This is a genomic window from Streptomyces sp. NPDC002701 (genome assembly GCF_042889045.1).
GTDB lineage: Bacteria > Actinomycetota > Actinomycetes > Streptomycetales > Streptomycetaceae > Streptomyces.
The window spans coordinates 137,214-152,871 of sequence record NZ_JBIAQL010000008.1; the positions used below are offsets into that span (position 1 = coordinate 137,214).

Consider the following 15,658-nt stretch of genomic DNA (forward strand, 5'->3'; position numbering starts at 1 on the left):
CCTTGCGGCGCGACACGCCGCGGTCGTCTTCTTCCACGGTCACCTTCGGTCGTACCGCCGGACCGGGGCCAGCCAGGGCCGGGACATCCGGGATATCCGACACCGGGACCCCGTTCACCGAGGATTCCCGACACGCTTTCCGACACGCGTCGGCGACAGGGGAAGCCGATCGAGCGCCGGCCGTCAGGGGGCGGCCGGGCTCACGCGGGGACGAGACCGAGGGCGTAGGTGTACCGGCCGACCGTGGACCGCTTCAGCCCGGGGTACGTCTGCACGCGCTCCCACTGCGGTGTGCGCGAGCCCACCCCGTCGCCCGGCGCGTCCATCGCCGCCCGGTGCGCCTCGGCGCTCTCCCACTCCGCGTAGTTGAGGACCTTCGTGCCGTCGGTGCTCAGGTGGAAGTGGGCGGAGATCCCGCCGGGACGCGGGTCCGGCTCGCTCTCCAGTGCCTCGAACACCGCGTCCACCCAGGCGCGCTGCCGCTCGGGGTCGGCTCCTTCGAACTCGATCTCGACGATCACGACGCAGCCGGGCACGCGGGTCTCCCCCGGCCGGACGCCGCTGCGGTACCGCCGGTACCGGTCGAGCCGCACCCGCTCGATGCCGGGCACGGCCACGTCGATCTCGTCCACCCGCTCCTGCCGGTGGACCTTCACGAACGCCTCGTAGTCCTGCTCGCTCCGCCACTGCGCATGATGCAGCAGGGTCGTGCCGTCGTCACCGGCGTACACGTAGTACCCGAGCAGCCCGGCGGCCGGCCACGGACGCCTCTCCCAGGTGGCGGCGATCGACTCGACCGTGGCCCGCTGCCGCTCGGGGGTTCCCACCCGCCAGGTACTGAAGAACGGGGCCCCGGCCTCGGGGCGGACCAGTTCGGGGTGCACATCGGTACGACGGGTCATCACAACCTCCGGTGATCGCTGCTCAACTCGTGCACCGCCCACCCTCGGACCTCGACCAAAGTTCAGGTCAAGTCCCTCGCCCCCGACACACGCCGAGCGCCCTCCCGCAGAAGCGGAAGGGCGCTCGGGTCAGCACCGCGCCGGGCGTCAGTTGTGGCTGTGCAGGATCTCGTTCAGTCCGCCCCACACCGCGTTGTTCGGCCGCGCCTCCACCTTTCCGGTGACGGAGTTGCGCCGGAACAGGATGTTGGAGGCGCCGGACAGTTCACGGGCCTTGACGATCTGCCCGTCGGGCATCGTCACCCGCGTGCCGGCGGTGACGTACAGACCGGCCTCGACCACGCACTCGTCACCGAGGGCGATACCGACGCCCGCCTCGGCCCCGATCAGGCACCGCTCGCCGATGGTGATGCGGACGTTGCCGCCGCCCGACAGCGTGCCCATCGTGGAGGCGCCGCCGCCGATGTCCGAGCCGTCGCCGACCACGACGCCCGCGGAGATGCGGCCCTCGACCATCGACGTGCCGAGCGTGCCGGCGTTGAAGTTCACGAAGCCCTCGTGCATGACCGTGGTGCCCTCGGCGAGGTGCGCGCCGAGGCGGACCCGGTCGGCGTCGGCGATCCGGACGCCCTTGGGGGCCACGTAGTCCGTCATGCGCGGGAACTTGTCGACGGACGTCACGGCCAGGTGCAGACCCTCGGCGCGGGCGTTCAGCCGGGCCGTCTCCACGTCGTCCACGGCCACCGGACCGAGCGAGGTCCAGGCGACGTTGGCGAGGTGGGCGAACAGGCCGTCGAGGTTCTGGCCGTGCGGCCGCACCAGCCGGTGCGAGAGCAGGTGGAGGCGCAGGTACGCGTCGTGCGCGTCGACCGGCTTCTCGTCGAGCGAGGCGATGACCGTACGGACCGCGACCACCTCGACGCCACGGCGGGTGTCCGGGCCGGCCGCCCGCACGGCGCCCTCGCCCAGCAGTTCCACCGCGCGTTCCGCGGACAGGCGCTCGGTACCGGAGGGGCCCGGCCCCACGACCAGTTCGGGGGCCGGGAACCAGGTGTCGAGGACGGTGCCGTCGGCGGCGATCGTGGCGAGCCCGGCGCCCGCGGCGCCGGTGGTGCGAGGAGCAGTCGTGTCGGTCATGAGGGCAACCTAACCGGCCGGGGCCGGTACGGGCCAACCGGCGGCGGAGGCATCTCAGGGAACGGGCCGGACGCCGTGGCCGAGGGGCGTACGCGCGGGCCCGGCCGGCGCTCTCACGGGATCACCCGTGCCAGTACCGTCCGCGCGTACTCCTCGTCGTAGGGCGCCCCGGTCAGCAGGACCCGCAGGCAGATGCCGTCGATCAGCGCGACCAGCGCCCGGGCGGTCACCGGGTCGGTGCGGCGGGCGAGGAGCTCGGCGAAGTCCCGGCCCCACTCGTCGGCGACGGGCCGCAGGGCGGGCCGGCGCAGGGCGGCGAGGTAGAGCTCGTACTCCACCTCCACCCCCGTACGGTCCCCGGCGAGCCAGTCGCTGCCCAGCGCGGCGAGGTCGGCGGCGAGGTCGGCGCCGGGGTCCGCCAGGGCGGTACGGGCGGCGACCGACCTGGCGAAGCCGTCGGTCGCCTGCCGCAGCGCGGCGACCAGCAGCTCGTCGAGGGTCCGGAAGTGGTACGTCGTCGAGCCGAGCGGCACATCGGCCTCGGCCGCGACCGAGCGGTGGCTCAGCCCGTCGATGCCTTTGGCGGCCACCACCCGGATCGCCGCGTCGATGATCCGCTGCCGTCGCCCCGGATCGTGACGCCGGGCCATCAGCGTCCTCCGCCCGCGTCCATCAGTGCGCCCCGCCCACGTTCAGCACCACGACCCCGCCGATGATCAGCGCTATCCCGGCGAACTTGGTGAAGGTCAGCCCTTCCCCGAGGAACACCATCCCGATCACCACGATGGCCGCCGTGCCGAGCCCGGACCAGATCGCGTACGCCGTACCGACGGACACGGTCTTGAGCGTCTGGGCGAGCAGCAGGAAGGCGACGATGTAGCCGACGGCGGTCACCACCGAGGGCCAGAGTCTGCTGAAGCCGTCGCTGTACTTCATGGCGGTCGTGGCGGCCACTTCCGCGGCGATGGCTCCAGTGAGCAACACGTATCCCATTCCCATGCGTACGAGCGTACGCATCGATGTGTACGCCCGTACACAGAACCCGGAAAGTTCTTCGGGCGCCGTTGTCGCCCCCGGACGGAGACGACGGCAGCCGCGAACGGACCGCCGCGCTCCTGTCCGCCTCCTGGCAGCGCCGAACGCCCTGGGCGCGGCAACTCACCTGGAGCGGAGACGAGTTCGGGCAGGAACCACTCTCGGGAACGCTTACTCGACGCACACGACTTCCACTAATGTTCCCCTCGTCGCGCACACGGATCCTGCCGACAGGGCCGTCCCGTGTGCCCGCGGCCACCGCCTCCTCTTGTGCCACGACACCTGACCGAACCGCGTCCGCCCCGGCGGCGCCGGGGGGAACCGCACATGCCCGAAAGAACGACCGAGTCCGCCCCCGATCCTTCGGCGCACCTCCCGAAGGTGTGGGAGACCGGGGAGGCGCTGGAGGAGCCGCGCATACCGGGGACGCGCCGGCTCTGGGCGGCCGCGGCCCTGCTGGTGGCCGTCCTCGCCTCCGTCGTGACGGTCACCGTCCTGGACACGGACACGGACGCGTCGTCGCGGGACCGGACGGAGAACACCTCCGCCACGGACGAACCGTTCGTGCCCGGCCCGCCGACGATGGACCCGGCGCCCAGCGGGAAGAGCGGCCTGGCCGCGCCCGAGCCGGCCGCCGAGACCACCGCGGGCGGTTCCGCGTCACCCGCGGGCGGGCCGGGCGGGCCGGACTCCGAGCAGGCACCACGGCCGTCGGCGTCGAAGCCCGCGTCCGGGTCCGAGTCCGCGGGCAGGCCGCCCGCGTCCACGCCCTCGTCCTCGCGGAAGTCCGTCCAGTCGGTCAGTCACCCCGACCGCCACTGGCGTCTCGGCCGCGACTCCGTCCGGCTCGACCATGTCGACCGGACCGGCCGGACCGACCGGCACGGCTCCTCCCGGGCCGGTCAGGGTGCCTCGTTCCGGCTGGTCCCCGGCCTCGCCGACGCCGGCTGCGTCTCGTTCTCCGTCGGCGACGGACGCTACCTGCGCCACTTCGCGTTCCGTCTGCGCGCCGACCACGACGACGGCTCCGCGCTCTTCGAGCAGGACGCCACGTTCTGTCCGCGCCCGACGGCGTTCTCCGGCGCCGTCATGCTCGAGTCGGTCAACTACCGCGGCCACTTCCTGCGCCACCGCGACTTCCGGCTCCGCCTGGACCCGTACGAGGACAGCCGCCTCTACCGCGCGGACTCGGCGTTCCGCCTGGTCAAGAGCCTGGGCTGAGCCACCCGGACGCAGGTGTGGCCCCCGGCGCAGTTGCCGGGGGCCACACCTGCGGACAGAACTCACTCAGGGGTGCTCAGACGTTGAAGCCCAGCGCCCGGAGCTGGTCACGGCCGTCGTCCGTGATCTTGTCCGGGCCCCACGGCGGCATCCACACCCAGTTGATGCGGAGTTCGTTCACGATGCCGTCCGTGGCGGACTTGGCCTGGTCCTCGATGACGTCGGTGAGCGGACACGCCGCCGACGTCAGGGTCATGTCGATCGTCGCGATGTTCGCGTCGTCGATGTGGATCCCGTAGATCAGTCCGAGGTTGACGACGTCGATGCCCAGCTCGGGGTCGACGACGTCGTACAGGGCCTCGCGGACTTCTTCCTCGGAGGCCGGTTTCATCTCGATGGTCTCGCTCATGCCGTCTTCCTCTCGGCGCCGGCCTCGCCCAGGGCCTGGGCCGTCGCGTCCTTCCAGGCCATCCAGCTCAGCAGCGCGCACTTGACGCGGGCCGGGTACTTCGAGACCCCGGCGAACGCGACCGCGTCCTCCAGGACCTCTTCCATCGTGTCGTCCGGCTCGATGCGTCCCTTGGACTGCATCAGCTCCAGGAAGGTCTCCTGGATCCGCTGCGCCTCGGCCAGGTCCTTGCCCACCAGCAGGTCGTTCAGCACGGAGGCCGACGCCTGGCTGATCGAGCAGCCCTGCCCCTCGTACGAGACGTCGCTGATCGTCGTGCCGTCGTACTTCACGCGCAGCGTGATCTCGTCGCCGCACGTGGGGTTGACGTGGTGCACTTCGGCGTCGCCATCCCGCAAGCCACGCCCGTGGGGGTGCTTGTAGTGGTCCAGGATGACTTCCTGGTACATCGAATCCAGCTTCACGACTCAGCAGCTCCTCAGCCGAAGAAGTTCCGTACGTGCTCCAGTCCGTCGACCAGTGCGTCGATCTCGGCCGGCGTGGAGTACAGATAGAACGACGCTCGCGTGGTCGCAGGAATTCCGTACCGCAGGCAGACGGGCCGCGCGCAGTGGTGTCCGACCCGGACCGCGATGCCCTGCTCGTCCAGGACCTGGCCCACGTCGTGCGGGTGGATGTCACCCAGCGTGAAGGAGATCGCCGCGCCGCGGTCCTCCGCCGTCGTCGGGCCGATGATCCGCAGGTCGGGGACCGCGCCGAGCCTCTGCACCGCGTACTCGGTCAGGGCGTGCTCGTGTGCCAGGACCTTGTCCATGCCGATCGCGCTCAGGTAGTCGATCGCCGCGCCGAGACCGACCGCCTGGGCGATCGGCGGGGTGCCCGCCTCGAACTTGTGCGGGGCCGGAGCGTACGTCGACGAGCTCATCGACACGGTCTCGATCATCTCGCCGCCGCCGAGGAACGGGGGCAGGTCCTCCAGCAGCTCCTGGCGGCCCCACAGGACGCCGATGCCGGTCGGGCCGCACATCTTGTGGCCGGTGAAGGCCACGAAGTCGGCCTGCAGGGCCTGTACGTCCAGCGGCATGTGCGGGGCGGCCTGGGAGGCGTCGATGCAGACCAGCGCGCCGACCTCCTGTGCGCGGCGCACTATCGCCTCGACGGGGTTGACCGTGCCCAGGATGTTCGACACCAGCACGAAGGAGACGATCTTCGTCTTCTCCGTGATGATCTCGTCGATGTTGGACAGGTCGAGGCGGCCGTCGTCGGTCAGGCCGAACCACTTCAGCTTCGCGCCCGTGCGCTGCGCGAGCAGCTGCCAGGGGACGATGTTGGAGTGGTGCTCCATCTCCGTGATGACGATCTCGGTCTCGTGGTCCACCCGGTAGGGCTCGTCGGCCCAGCCGAGCATGTTGGCGACGAGGTTGAGCGACTCGGAGGCGTTCTTCGTGAAGATCACCTCGTCGCGGCTCGGCGCGTTGACGAACGCCGCGACCTTGTCACGCGCGCCCTCGTACAGCGCCGTGGCCTCCTCCGCGAGCACATGCACACCGCGGTGGACGTTGGCGTTGTACTGCTCGTAGTAGCCACTGAGCGCGTCCAGCACCTGGCGCGGCTTCTGCGAGGTCGCCGCGTTGTCCAGGTACACGAGCTTCTTACCGTCGTGGACCTGGCGGTCCAGGATGGGGAAGTCCTTGCGGATCGCCTCGGTGTCGAGGAGGCCCGGCAGCTGTGTCACGCGGATACGCCACCCTTCGTGTATACCTCGTAGCCCTCGTTCTCCAGCTTGTCGGCGAGCTCGGCGCCGCCGGACTCGACGATCCGGCCGCCGGAGAACACATGGACGAAGTCGGGCTTGATGTAGCGCAGGATGCGCGTGTAGTGCGTGATCAGCAGGGTGCCGACCTCACCGGTCTCGCGGACCCGGTTGACGCCCTCGGAGACGACGCGCAGGGCGTCGACGTCCAGGCCGGAGTCGGTCTCGTCGAGGATCGCGATCTTCGGCCTGAGCAGCTCCAGCTGGAGGATCTCGTGGCGCTTCTTCTCACCGCCGGAGAAGCCCTCGTTCACGTTGCGCTCGGCGAAGGAGGGGTCCATGTTCAGGCGCTCCATGGCCTCCTTGACCTCCTTGACCCACAGCCGGAGCTTGGGGGCCTCGCCGCGGATCGCGGTGGCGGAGGTGCGCAGGAAGTTGGAGACGGAGACGCCGGGGACCTCGACCGGGTACTGCATGGCGAGGAACAGGCCGGCGCGGGCGCGCTCGTCGACGGACATCTCCAGGACGTCCTCGCCGTCGAGGGTGACGGTGCCGCCGGTGATCGTGTACTTGGGGTGGCCCGCGAGTGAGTAGGCGAGCGTCGACTTGCCGGAGCCGTTCGGGCCCATGATGGCGTGCGTCTCGCCCTGCTTCACGGTGAGGTCGACGCCCTTGAGGATCTCCTTCGTGGCGTTGTCGGCCTCGACGGTGACGTGCAGGTCGTGGATTTCAAGCGTTGCCATGGGTTCCTCAGGACTCCTGGGTGAGGGAGGCGCGTACGTCAACAAAGACGCTGCCCCCTTCGATCTTTACGGGGTATACGGGGACGGGGCGCGTCGCGGGAAGGCCGGACGGCTCGCCGGTTCTGAGGTCGAACGCGGAGCCGTGCAGCCAGCACTCGATCTGACAGTCCTCCACCTCGCCCTCGGCGAGGGAGACGTTCGCGTGCGAGCAGATGTCGTGGATCGCGAACACCTCCCCCTCGGTCCGCACGACCGAGACCGGCGTGCCGTCGAGTTCCACCCGCTTCGGGGTGTCCTCCTCCAGCTCGTCGAGCCCGCAGGCGCGCAGGAACGTCATGGGGGCAGCCATCAGACCGACGCCTCCAGCTCCTCGTCGATCTTCACGAGAAGGCGCTCCTCGATGTCGTCGACGCCGATCTGCTGGACCAGTTCGGCGAAGAAGCCGCGCACCACGAGCCGGCGGGCGTCGTCGGCCGGGATGCCGCGGGCCATCAGGTAGAAGAGCTGCTCGTCGTCGAAGCGGCCGGTCGCCGAGGCGTGTCCGGCGCCGACGATCTCGCCGGTCTCGATCTCCAGGTTGGGCACGGAGTCGACCCGGGCGCCGTCGGTGAGAACCAGGTTCCGGTTCATCTCGTACGTGTCGGTGCCCTCCGCCTGGGCCTCGATGAGCACGTCACCGATCCACACGGCGTGCGCGGCCTCGCCCTGGAGGGCGCCCTTGTACGCGACGTTCGACTTGCAGTGGGGCATGTCGTGGTCGACCAGGAGGCGGTGCTCCTGGTGCTGGCCGGCGTCCGTGAAGTACAGGCCGAACAGCTCGGCCTCGCCGCCGGTGCCCGCGTAGTGGACGCGCGGGTGGAGGCGTACGAGGTCGCCGCCGAAGGTGACCACGAAGGACTTGAAGGTGGCGTCCCGGCCGATCAGCGCGTTGTGCTGGCCGACGTGGACGGCCTTGTCGTCCCAGTCCTGGACGGAGACGACGGTGAGCTTGGCGCCGTCGCCGAGGACGTAGTCGACGTTGGCGGCGAGGACCGCGTCGCCGGTGTGGTCGATGACGACGACGGCCTCGGCGAAGGCGCCCAGCTCGACGACCTGGTGGCCGTAGGCGACTCCGCCCTGGCCGTGCACGGCGATGCGGATCGGCTCGGTGAGCACCGTCTCCTTGGGGACGGTGACGACACCGGCCTTCTCGAACGCCGAGTACGCCTGCGCGGCGACGCGGTCCACCGGGGTGCCCGCCCGGCCGAGCCGCTCGTCGTCGCGGCCGACGGTCTCGACCGTGACGCCCTCGGGCGCGTCGATGTCGACCTTCACGCCGTCGCCGGTGGCGACGGCGGTGCCGTCGTGCAGCCCGCGCAGCCGCTCCAGCGGCGTGAACCGCCATTCCTCCTCACGGCCGTGGGGGACGGGGAAGTCCGCCACGTCGAAGGACGGGGGTGCGCTCATGCGCGTGGCGACGGTCGACTCGGCGGCCACCGCGATCTGGCCCGCGGTGGTGGAGCCCACAGGGATACTTTGCGCCTCAGCCATGGCTGTCGGTCTGCTCTCTTCCTACGTCAGAATTCGCTGGCTGTGTCCGGAGGGCGGCGGGTCTAGCCGACCGCGCCTTCCATCTGCAGCTCGATCAGCCGGTTGAGCTCCAGGGCGTACTCCATGGGCAGCTCCTTCGCGATGGGCTCGACGAAGCCGCGCACGATCATCGCCATCGCCTCGAACTCGGAGAGACCGCGGCTCATCAGGTAGAAGAGCTGGTCGTCGGAGACCTTGGAGACGGTCGCCTCGTGGCCCATGGACACGTCGTCCTCGCGGACGTCCACGTAGGGGTACGTGTCCGAGCGGGAGATGGTGTCGACGAGCAGCGCGTCGCACAGCACGTTCGACTTCGAGCCGTGGGCGCCCTCGCCGATCTCGACGAGACCGCGGTAGGACGTACGGCCGCCGCCGCGTGCCACGGACTTCGACACGATGTTGGAGGACGTGTTCGGCGCCATGTGGACCATCTTGGAGCCGGCGTCCTGGTGCTGGCCCTCGCCCGCGAAGGCGATGGACAGGGTCTCGCCCTTGGCGTGCTCGCCCATCAGGTAGACGGCCGGGTACTTCATGGTGACCTTGGAGCCGATGTTGCCGTCGATCCACTCCATGGTCGCGCCCTCGTACGCCACGGCGCGCTTGGTGACCAGGTTGTAGACGTTGTTCGACCAGTTCTGGATGGTCGTGTAACGGCAGCGGGCGTTCTTCTTGACGATGATCTCGACGACCGCGGAGTGCAGCGAGTCCGACTTGTAGATCGGGGCGGTGCAACCTTCGACGTAGTGCACGTAGGCACCCTCGTCGACGATGATCAGGGTCCGCTCGAACTGGCCCATGTTCTCCGTGTTGATACGGAAGTACGCCTGGAGCGGGATCTCGACGTGCACGCCCTTCGGCACGTAGATGAAGGAGCCGCCGGACCACACCGCGGTGTTCAGCGACGCGAACTTGTTGTCGCCGACCGGGATGACCGTGCCGAAGTACTCCTTGAAGAGCTCCGGGTGCTCCTTCAGGGCGGTGTCGGTGTCGAGGAAGATGACGCCCTGCTCCTCCAGGTCCTCACGGATCTGGTGGTAGACGACCTCGGACTCGTACTGGGCCGCGACACCGGCGACGAGGCGCTGCTTCTCCGCCTCGGGGATGCCGAGCTTGTCGTACGTGTTCTTGATGTCCTCGGGCAGGTCCTCCCAGGACTCCGCCTGCTTCTCCGTGGAGCGCACGAAGTACTTGATGTTGTCGAAGTCGATGCCCGAGAGGTCGGAGCCCCAGTTCGGCATGGGCTTCTTGCCGAAGAGGCGCAGACCCTTGAGCCGGAGCTTGGTCATCCACTCCGGCTCGCTCTTCTTCGCGGAGATGTCCCGGACGACGTCCTCGTTGATACCGCGCTTGGCAGAGGCACCGGCCACGTCGGAGTCGGCCCAGCCGTATTCGTAGTTGCCCAGACCCTCGAGCTCGGGGTGGGCGGTCTCCTCGATGGGGAGCGTCATGCGGGGTTCCTCCCGGCGGTGCTTACGGATGCGTTGTCAGCGGTCTTCGAAATCTCGGGGGTGTGCGAAATCCTGGGAATGAACGTCGTGCAGACGCCGTCGCCGTGGGCGATGGTGGCCAGCCGCTGGACGTGCGTCCCGAGCAGCTGGGAGAAGACTTCCGTCTCCGCCTCGCACAGCTGCGGGAACTGCTCGGCGACGTGGGCGACCGGGCAGTGGTGCTGGCAGAGCTGCTCCCCGACCGGTGCGGTGCGCGCCGTAGCAGCGTACCCGTCCGCGCTCAGCGCCTTGGCCAGGGCTTCGGCGCGCTTCTCCGGCGCGGCGGACTCCACGGCCGCGCGGTACGCCCCGGCCTGGGCGGCCATCCTGGCGCGGGCGAAGGCGACGAGCGCGCCCTCCCCGCCCTCGCGCTCCGCGATCCAGCGCAGGGCGTCCGCGGCGAGCTTGTCGTAGGACTGGTCGAAGGCGTCGCGGCCGCAGTCGGTCAGGGCGAACACCTTGGCGGGCCGGCCGCGGGTGCGGGCGCCGTAGACGCGCTGTTCGCGGGCCTCCACGACGTCGTCCGAGACGAGGGCGTCGAGGTGCCGGCGGACGGCGGCCTGGGTCAGGCTCAGCCGCCCCGCGAGGTCGGCCACCGTCGAGGGGCCGTGGTCCAGGATGGATCGCGCGACGCGGTTGCGCGTGGAGCGCTCACCGGTCGCGAGTTCCTCCTGAGGGGCCCCCGTGGGGGTCTCCCGAGCCTCGCCGACGTTTTTCACAACACCATTGTTGCGTAATTCCTCAGGGAGTGACAAGCCGTGTCCATGCCGGGCGGGGTGCGGTGCGTCACTTAGGGGGACCTAAGCTGACCTGCGGAAACGATCTTTGATCGATCAATTCGGTGGCGGGACCGAAGGCGGTCGGCAAGACTGGCGAACCATGCCGACACCGCCTCCGACCGGCCCTCTCGTCACCCGCGACACCCTCACCGCGGACCTGCGCGCCCTCGGCGTACGCCCCGGTGAGACGCTCCTCGCGCACACGTCGCTGCGCTCCTTCGGCTGGGTGAACGGAGGCACGGTCGCCGTCGTCCAGGCGCTGCTCGACGCGCTCGGCCCCGACGGCACCCTCGTGGTCCCGACCCAGACCGGCCACCTCTCCGACCCGGCCCTGTGGAGCAGCCCGCCCGTGCCCGAGGAGTGGTGGGCGACGATCCGCGCCACGATGCCGGCGTACGACCCGCTCGTGACGCCCTCGCGCGGGGTCGGGGTGATCCCGGAGACGGTGCGCACCTGGCCCGGCGCCCTGCGCAGCGCGCATCCGCAGACCTCGTTCGCGGCGGTCGGCCCCGGCGCGGCGGCGGTCGTCGAGGGGCACGCGCCGGACTGCCGGCTCGGCGAGCGCAGCCCGCTGGCCCGTCTGGAGGACCGGGGCGCAAGGGTCCTCCTGCTCGGCGCGGGCTACGACTCCTGCACCGGCTTCCATCTCGCCGAGTACCGGATACCCGCCCCGCTCGTCGAGGTGGGACGGCCCGTCCGTACGCCGGAGGGGCCCCGCTGGGAGGTCGTCACCGAGGTCTCGATCAGCTCGTCGCAGTTCGACACGATGGGCACCGACTTCGAGCGGGACCGCCCTGTCGTACGGGGTCGGGTGGGCGCGGCCGACGCGCGGCTGTTCCCGCTGGCGGACGCGGTGTCTTATGCGGAGCGGTGGCTCGCGGTGCACCGTCCCCGCGACGAGTGGATCATGAACGACGTGTCGTCCGCGGGCCGCTCGTGACCCGCCCCGCCCGCCCGCACCCGGCCGGCCGTCCCTAGACTTGGCGCCCATGCGAAGTGAGGCCGCCCATGCGAAGTGACCCCGTCGTCCAGGTCAGCGGTCTGGTGAAGAGATACGGCGGGAAGACCGCCGTGGACGGCCTGGACCTGGTGGCCCGGGCGGGCGTCACCGCCGTGCTCGGACCCAACGGCGCGGGCAAGACGACCACCGTCGAGAGCTGCGAGGGCTACCGCAGACCGGACGCCGGAACCGTCCGCGTCCTGGGCCTCGACCCGGTGCGCGAGGCCGCCGCCCTGCGCCCTCGTATCGGTGTGATGCTCCAGTCCGGTGGTGTCTACTCCGGCGCCCGTGCCGGCGAGATGCTCAGGCACGTGGCCAGGCTGCACGCCCATCCGCTGGACGTGGACGCGCTGACCGAGCGCCTGGGCCTCGGCGGCTGCGGCCGGACGGCGTACCGCCGGCTCTCCGGCGGCCAGCAGCAGCGCCTCGCCCTCGCCATGGCCGTCGTCGGCCGCCCCGAGCTGGTCTTCCTGGACGAGCCGACGGCCGGTCTGGACCCGCAGGCACGCCGGGCCACCTGGGACCTCGTCCGCGATCTGCGGGCCGACGGTGTGTCGGTGATCCTCACCACGCACCACATGGACGAGGCCGAGCAGCTCTCCGACGACGTGGCGATCATCGACGCGGGCCGCGTCGTCGCCCAGGGCTCCCCCGAGGAGCTGTGCCGCGGCGGCGCCGAGAACACCCTGCGGTTCAGCGGCCGCCCCGGCCTGGACCTGACCTCGCTGCTCAAGGCCCTCCCGGCGGACTCCACGGCGGCCGAGCCGGCCCCGGGCTCGTACCGGGTGGGCGGCAAGATCGACCCTCAGCTGCTGGCGACCGTCACCACCTGGTGCGCCCAGCACGGGGTGATGCCGGACAGGATCTCCGTGGAGCGGCACACGCTGGAGGACGTCTTCCTGGAGCTCACCGGTAAGGAGCTGCGCGGATGAGCGCGGAAACGGACGCCCGGGCCACCGCCGGGGGCACCTACACGCCGAGGCCGGGGGCGGCCCCGCTGTCCCGGATGATCGCGGCGCAGGCGGCGCTGGAGACGAGGATGCTGCTGCGCAACGGCGAGCAGCTGCTGCTGACCGTGATCATCCCGACGCTGCTGCTCGTGCTGTTCAGCGTGGTCGACGTCGTCGACACGGGCGCGGGCGAGGCGGTGGACTTCCTGACGCCGGGCATCCTCGCGCTCGCCGTGATGTCGACGGCGTTCACCGGCCAGGCCATCGCGACGGGCTTCGAGCGCCGGTACGGCGTCCTGAAGCGGCTCGCCGTCTCCCCGCTGCCCCGCTGGGGGCTGATGACGGCCAAGACCCTGTCCGTGCTGGTCACGGAGGTCCTTCAGGTGATCCTCGTGACAGTGATCGCCCTGGCGCTGGGCTGGTCGCCCGAGGGCGATCCCCTCGCCGTACTGCTCCTGCTGGTCCTCGGCACGGCGGCGTTCTCGGGCCTCGGCCTGCTGATGGCGGGGACGCTGAAGGCGGAGGCCACGCTGGCCGCCGCGAACCTGGTCTTCCTGCTGCTGCTGGTCGGCGGCGGAGTGATCGTGCCGCTCGACAAGTTCCCGCAGGCGGCGCAGGACGTCCTCGGCCTGCTGCCGATCTCGGCCCTCTCCGACGGCCTGCGGGACGTGCTCCAGCACGGCGCCGGGATGCCCTGGGGCAACCTCGGGATCCTCGCGGTGTGGGCGGTCGTGGGCCTGGCCGCCGCCGGGAGGTTCTTCCGCTGGGAGTGACGGCACCACGGACGACGTCCCGCCGGCCGCCGGCGGGCGGGGAGGGGGGCTCGTGAAAGCGTGCACAAGCGGCCCCCTAGGATGGATGCCGTGTCGAACGTGACCCGAGCGGACGCCGCTCACGCCGTGCGCAACCCGCTCGCCTTCATCGCCGGGCGCTGGACCCCGTCCCCCCGGACGGTCCGGCGTGCCGCTCTCGCCGCGCTCGTCATGGCGGTGCTGATCGTGGTCACCGGTGGTGCGGTCCGGCTGACCGGCTCGGGCCTCGGCTGCCCGACCTGGCCCAAGTGCACCGAGGACTCGCTCACCAACACGCACGAGATGGGCGTGCACGGTGTCATCGAGTTCGGCAACCGCATGCTCACGTACGTCCTGTGTGCCGCGGTCGGCTGGGCGATCGTCGCCGCCCGCTCACAGAAGCCGTACCGGCGCAGTCTCACCCGGCTCGGCTGGGCGCAGTTCTGGGTCGTCATGGGCAACGCGGTCCTCGGCGGCGTCGTCGTCCTGGTGGGCCTGAACCCGTACACGGTCGCCGCCCACTTCCTCCTCTCCACCGCCCTGATCGCCGTCGCCACGGTGATGTGGCAGCGCACCCGGGAGGGTGACGGCGCGCCGCGTCCGCTGGTCGGCAGGCCGGTCCAGCAGATGGCGTGGATCCTGGTCGGCGTCACCGTGCTGCTCATCGCGGTGGGCACGGTCGTCACCGGCGCGGGTCCGCACGCGGGCGACTCCAGCGAGGTCGAGCGCATCCCGCTGGACTGGGAGAACGTCACCAAGCTGCACGCCGTCCTGGCCTGGATCGTGGTGACGCTTGCCTTCGCCCTGTGGTTCGTGCTGAAGGCCGTCGACGCCCCCGAGGGCCCGCTGCACCGCACCCACGACCTGTTCCTGGTGCTCCTCGCGCAGGGCGCCATCGGCTACGTCCAGTACTTCACCGACCTCCCGGAGGTCCTGGTCGGCCTCCACATGTTCGGCTCCTGCCTGGTGTGGATCGCCACGCTCCGGGTGCTGCTGGCGCTGCGGGAGCGCCCTGAGGTCGCGGCGGAACTGCCGGAGCAGTCGACGGAGTCGGCCCTCAGCCGCACCTGACCCGCGGACGCGGCTGCGCCCGCGCCCCCGTCCGAGGTCAGGTGTACGCGCCCGCGTCAGGTGTACGCGGCCACGAGGCGGTCGATCGCCGGCCCCAGGTAGTCCCGGGCGAGCCGCCCCCTGCGGGCCGCCCACTCCTGGACCGGCGCCCCCGGCTCCGGGTAGCGCCGGCTCCTGATGTCGGCGACCACCTCGACGGGTGCGCCGAGACCGGGCAGCAGATCGAGCGCCTCACGCTTGCTGATCAGCCGCCCGTCCTTCAGGGTGACGAGGGCGCGGGCGTACGTGATCAGTCCCATGTCCACCCAGATGTCCTGCGTCCAGTTGCTCGCGCGGTCCACCTCCCGCCGCCAGAAGTCCCGCTGGTCCCGCACGACGAACGCGGCGAGTTCACCGTCCGTCACGGGCGGCAGCAGGTGCTCGGGCCGCTCCCCGGACAGGACCAGTCCCGTGGTGTGCAGTTCGCGCCGGGTCACCGGTGTGACCGGCCGCCTGAGGAGCCGCTGATGCGCCCAGGTGAGGTGCCGGTGTTCGAGGTCGGCCGCCGTGCCGGGCGTCAGATAGCTGCAGTGCAGCTTGGCGACGAGCGGTTCGGTACGCAGCCGGGCGTGCAGCCGGCCCACCCGCCAGACCGTCCTCGCCGTGATCGGGCCGTCCAGGACGGCGATCAGGTCCAGGTCGCTGCGGCCCTCCTGGTAGTCGTCCCCGCCGAGCGAACCGTGCGCCCACACGGCCACGGGGGCGAGATCGCGCAGTTCGGTGCGGAAGCGGTCGAGGAGCCGGTCGGTCGCGTCGCTGCGAGTCATACGCA

Annotated in this window: 18 protein-coding genes; 5 read left to right on the top strand and 13 right to left on the bottom strand. The window is 70.9% G+C overall.

Annotated elements, in window-relative coordinates:
- Positions 1–200: 200 nt before the first annotated feature.
- The 4 genes from ACFYXC_RS22710 to ACFYXC_RS22725 form a co-directional block, all read right to left on the bottom strand.
- Positions 201–902, bottom strand: coding sequence for an antibiotic biosynthesis monooxygenase (locus tag ACFYXC_RS22710; protein WP_389553832.1), 702 nt, complete (start codon positions 900–902; stop codon positions 201–203).
- A 147-nt stretch (positions 903–1,049) separates the two neighbouring features.
- A complete protein-coding gene (gene dapD / locus ACFYXC_RS22715) occupies positions 1,050–2,039 on the bottom strand; it encodes a 2,3,4,5-tetrahydropyridine-2,6-dicarboxylate N-succinyltransferase (RefSeq protein ID WP_389553833.1) in 990 nt (329 codons plus the stop codon).
- A 113-nt stretch (positions 2,040–2,152) separates the two neighbouring features.
- Positions 2,153–2,689 carry a TetR/AcrR family transcriptional regulator gene (locus ACFYXC_RS22720; protein WP_389553834.1) on the bottom strand — a complete coding sequence of 179 codons (537 nt, stop codon included), beginning with the start codon at positions 2,687–2,689 and terminating at the stop codon, positions 2,153–2,155.
- Between the two features lie 22 nt (positions 2,690–2,711).
- The gene (locus ACFYXC_RS22725) at positions 2,712–3,038 is read right to left on the bottom strand and encodes a DMT family transporter (protein ID WP_388915218.1); all 327 of its coding nucleotides are present in this window, start codon (positions 3,036–3,038) and stop codon (positions 2,712–2,714) included.
- Between the two features lie 363 nt (positions 3,039–3,401).
- Here ACFYXC_RS22725 and ACFYXC_RS22730 point away from each other — a divergent pair, with 363 nt between their 5' ends.
- Positions 3,402–4,295 carry an AbfB domain-containing protein gene (locus ACFYXC_RS22730; protein WP_389553835.1) on the top strand — a complete coding sequence of 298 codons (894 nt, stop codon included), beginning with the start codon at positions 3,402–3,404 and terminating at the stop codon, positions 4,293–4,295.
- A 76-nt stretch (positions 4,296–4,371) separates the two neighbouring features.
- Here ACFYXC_RS22730 and ACFYXC_RS22735 read toward each other — a convergent pair whose 3' ends face one another.
- From ACFYXC_RS22735 to ACFYXC_RS22770, 8 genes are all read right to left on the bottom strand, one after another.
- Positions 4,372–4,704, bottom strand: coding sequence for a metal-sulfur cluster assembly factor (locus ACFYXC_RS22735; RefSeq protein ID WP_107017666.1), 333 nt, complete (start codon positions 4,702–4,704; stop codon positions 4,372–4,374).
- On the bottom strand, positions 4,701–5,168 hold the full coding sequence (gene sufU, locus ACFYXC_RS22740; protein ID WP_388915210.1) for a Fe-S cluster assembly sulfur transfer protein SufU: 468 nt from the start codon (positions 5,166–5,168) through the stop codon (positions 4,701–4,703). The genes ACFYXC_RS22735 and sufU overlap by 4 nt, the downstream gene beginning before the upstream one ends.
- A 14-nt stretch (positions 5,169–5,182) precedes the next feature.
- Positions 5,183–6,439: a cysteine desulfurase gene (locus ACFYXC_RS22745; RefSeq protein WP_388915207.1), complete on the bottom strand. Its 1,257-nt coding sequence runs from the start codon at positions 6,437–6,439 to the stop codon at positions 5,183–5,185.
- The gene (gene sufC, locus ACFYXC_RS22750) at positions 6,436–7,200 is read right to left on the bottom strand and encodes a Fe-S cluster assembly ATPase SufC (RefSeq protein ID WP_388915204.1); all 765 of its coding nucleotides are present in this window, start codon (positions 7,198–7,200) and stop codon (positions 6,436–6,438) included. Before sufC ends, ACFYXC_RS22745 begins: the two co-directional genes overlap by 4 nt.
- Before the next feature lie 7 nt (positions 7,201–7,207).
- Complete coding sequence (locus tag ACFYXC_RS22755) at positions 7,208–7,537, bottom strand: non-heme iron oxygenase ferredoxin subunit (protein WP_388915604.1); 330 nt, start codon at positions 7,535–7,537, stop codon at positions 7,208–7,210.
- Between the two features lie 11 nt (positions 7,538–7,548).
- Positions 7,549–8,730 carry a Fe-S cluster assembly protein SufD gene (sufD, locus tag ACFYXC_RS22760; RefSeq protein WP_388915201.1) on the bottom strand — a complete coding sequence of 394 codons (1,182 nt, stop codon included), beginning with the start codon at positions 8,728–8,730 and terminating at the stop codon, positions 7,549–7,551.
- Between the two features lie 62 nt (positions 8,731–8,792).
- The gene (gene sufB, locus ACFYXC_RS22765; protein ID WP_388915198.1) at positions 8,793–10,217 is read right to left on the bottom strand and encodes a Fe-S cluster assembly protein SufB; all 1,425 of its coding nucleotides are present in this window, start codon (positions 10,215–10,217) and stop codon (positions 8,793–8,795) included.
- Entirely contained in the window at positions 10,214–10,975 is a 762-nt protein-coding gene (locus ACFYXC_RS22770) for a helix-turn-helix transcriptional regulator (RefSeq protein ID WP_388915195.1), read from the bottom strand. The genes sufB and ACFYXC_RS22770 overlap by 4 nt, the downstream gene beginning before the upstream one ends.
- 160 nt (positions 10,976–11,135) lie before the next feature.
- Here ACFYXC_RS22770 and ACFYXC_RS22775 point away from each other — a divergent pair, with 160 nt between their 5' ends.
- The 4 genes from ACFYXC_RS22775 (at position 11,136) to ACFYXC_RS22790 (ending at position 14,847) form a co-directional block, all read left to right on the top strand.
- On the top strand, positions 11,136–11,975 hold the full coding sequence (locus ACFYXC_RS22775; protein ID WP_389553836.1) for an aminoglycoside N(3)-acetyltransferase: 840 nt from the start codon (positions 11,136–11,138) through the stop codon (positions 11,973–11,975).
- Between the two features lie 68 nt (positions 11,976–12,043).
- Positions 12,044–12,967, top strand: coding sequence for an ABC transporter ATP-binding protein (locus ACFYXC_RS22780; protein WP_388915188.1), 924 nt, complete (start codon positions 12,044–12,046; stop codon positions 12,965–12,967).
- Positions 12,964–13,758 (top strand): ABC transporter permease, encoded by a 795-nt coding sequence (locus tag ACFYXC_RS22785; protein WP_389553837.1) that lies wholly within the window; start codon positions 12,964–12,966, stop codon positions 13,756–13,758. Before ACFYXC_RS22780 ends, ACFYXC_RS22785 begins: the two co-directional genes overlap by 4 nt.
- A gap of 81 nt (positions 13,759–13,839) precedes the next feature.
- A complete protein-coding gene (locus ACFYXC_RS22790) occupies positions 13,840–14,847 on the top strand; it encodes a heme A synthase (RefSeq protein ID WP_389553838.1) in 1,008 nt (335 codons plus the stop codon).
- A gap of 56 nt (positions 14,848–14,903) precedes the next feature.
- Here ACFYXC_RS22790 and ACFYXC_RS22795 read toward each other — a convergent pair whose 3' ends face one another.
- Entirely contained in the window at positions 14,904–15,653 is a 750-nt protein-coding gene (locus ACFYXC_RS22795; RefSeq protein WP_389553839.1) for a nucleotidyltransferase, read from the bottom strand.
- Positions 15,654–15,658 lie beyond the last annotated feature (5 nt).

Excerpts from the sequence above, each read along its gene's own strand:
- dapD (WP_389553833.1), bottom strand. The coding sequence starts at position 2,039 with ATGACCGACACGACTGCTCCTCGCACCACCGGCGCCGCGGGCGCCGGG.
- ACFYXC_RS22780 (WP_388915188.1), top strand. The coding sequence starts at position 12,044 with ATGCGAAGTGACCCCGTCGTCCAGGTCAGCGGTCTGGTGAAGAGATAC.
- ACFYXC_RS22720 (WP_389553834.1), bottom strand. The coding sequence starts at position 2,689 with ATGGCCCGGCGTCACGATCCGGGGCGACGGCAGCGGATCATCGACGCG.
- ACFYXC_RS22790 (WP_389553838.1), top strand. The coding sequence starts at position 13,840 with ATGGATGCCGTGTCGAACGTGACCCGAGCGGACGCCGCTCACGCCGTG.
- ACFYXC_RS22725 (WP_388915218.1), bottom strand. The coding sequence starts at position 3,038 with ATGGGAATGGGATACGTGTTGCTCACTGGAGCCATCGCCGCGGAAGTG.
- sufC (WP_388915204.1), bottom strand. The coding sequence starts at position 7,200 with ATGGCAACGCTTGAAATCCACGACCTGCACGTCACCGTCGAGGCCGAC.
- ACFYXC_RS22775 (WP_389553836.1), top strand. The coding sequence starts at position 11,136 with ATGCCGACACCGCCTCCGACCGGCCCTCTCGTCACCCGCGACACCCTC.
- sufD (WP_388915201.1), bottom strand. The coding sequence starts at position 8,730 with ATGGCTGAGGCGCAAAGTATCCCTGTGGGCTCCACCACCGCGGGCCAG.
- ACFYXC_RS22785 (WP_389553837.1), top strand. The coding sequence starts at position 12,964 with ATGAGCGCGGAAACGGACGCCCGGGCCACCGCCGGGGGCACCTACACG.
- ACFYXC_RS22795 (WP_389553839.1), bottom strand. The coding sequence starts at position 15,653 with ATGACTCGCAGCGACGCGACCGACCGGCTCCTCGACCGCTTCCGCACC.
- ACFYXC_RS22755 (WP_388915604.1), bottom strand. The coding sequence starts at position 7,537 with ATGACGTTCCTGCGCGCCTGCGGGCTCGACGAGCTGGAGGAGGACACC.
- ACFYXC_RS22710 (WP_389553832.1), bottom strand. The coding sequence starts at position 902 with ATGACCCGTCGTACCGATGTGCACCCCGAACTGGTCCGCCCCGAGGCC.
- sufB (WP_388915198.1), bottom strand. The coding sequence starts at position 10,217 with ATGACGCTCCCCATCGAGGAGACCGCCCACCCCGAGCTCGAGGGTCTG.
- ACFYXC_RS22730 (WP_389553835.1), top strand. The coding sequence starts at position 3,402 with ATGCCCGAAAGAACGACCGAGTCCGCCCCCGATCCTTCGGCGCACCTC.
- ACFYXC_RS22735 (WP_107017666.1), bottom strand. The coding sequence starts at position 4,704 with ATGAGCGAGACCATCGAGATGAAACCGGCCTCCGAGGAAGAAGTCCGC.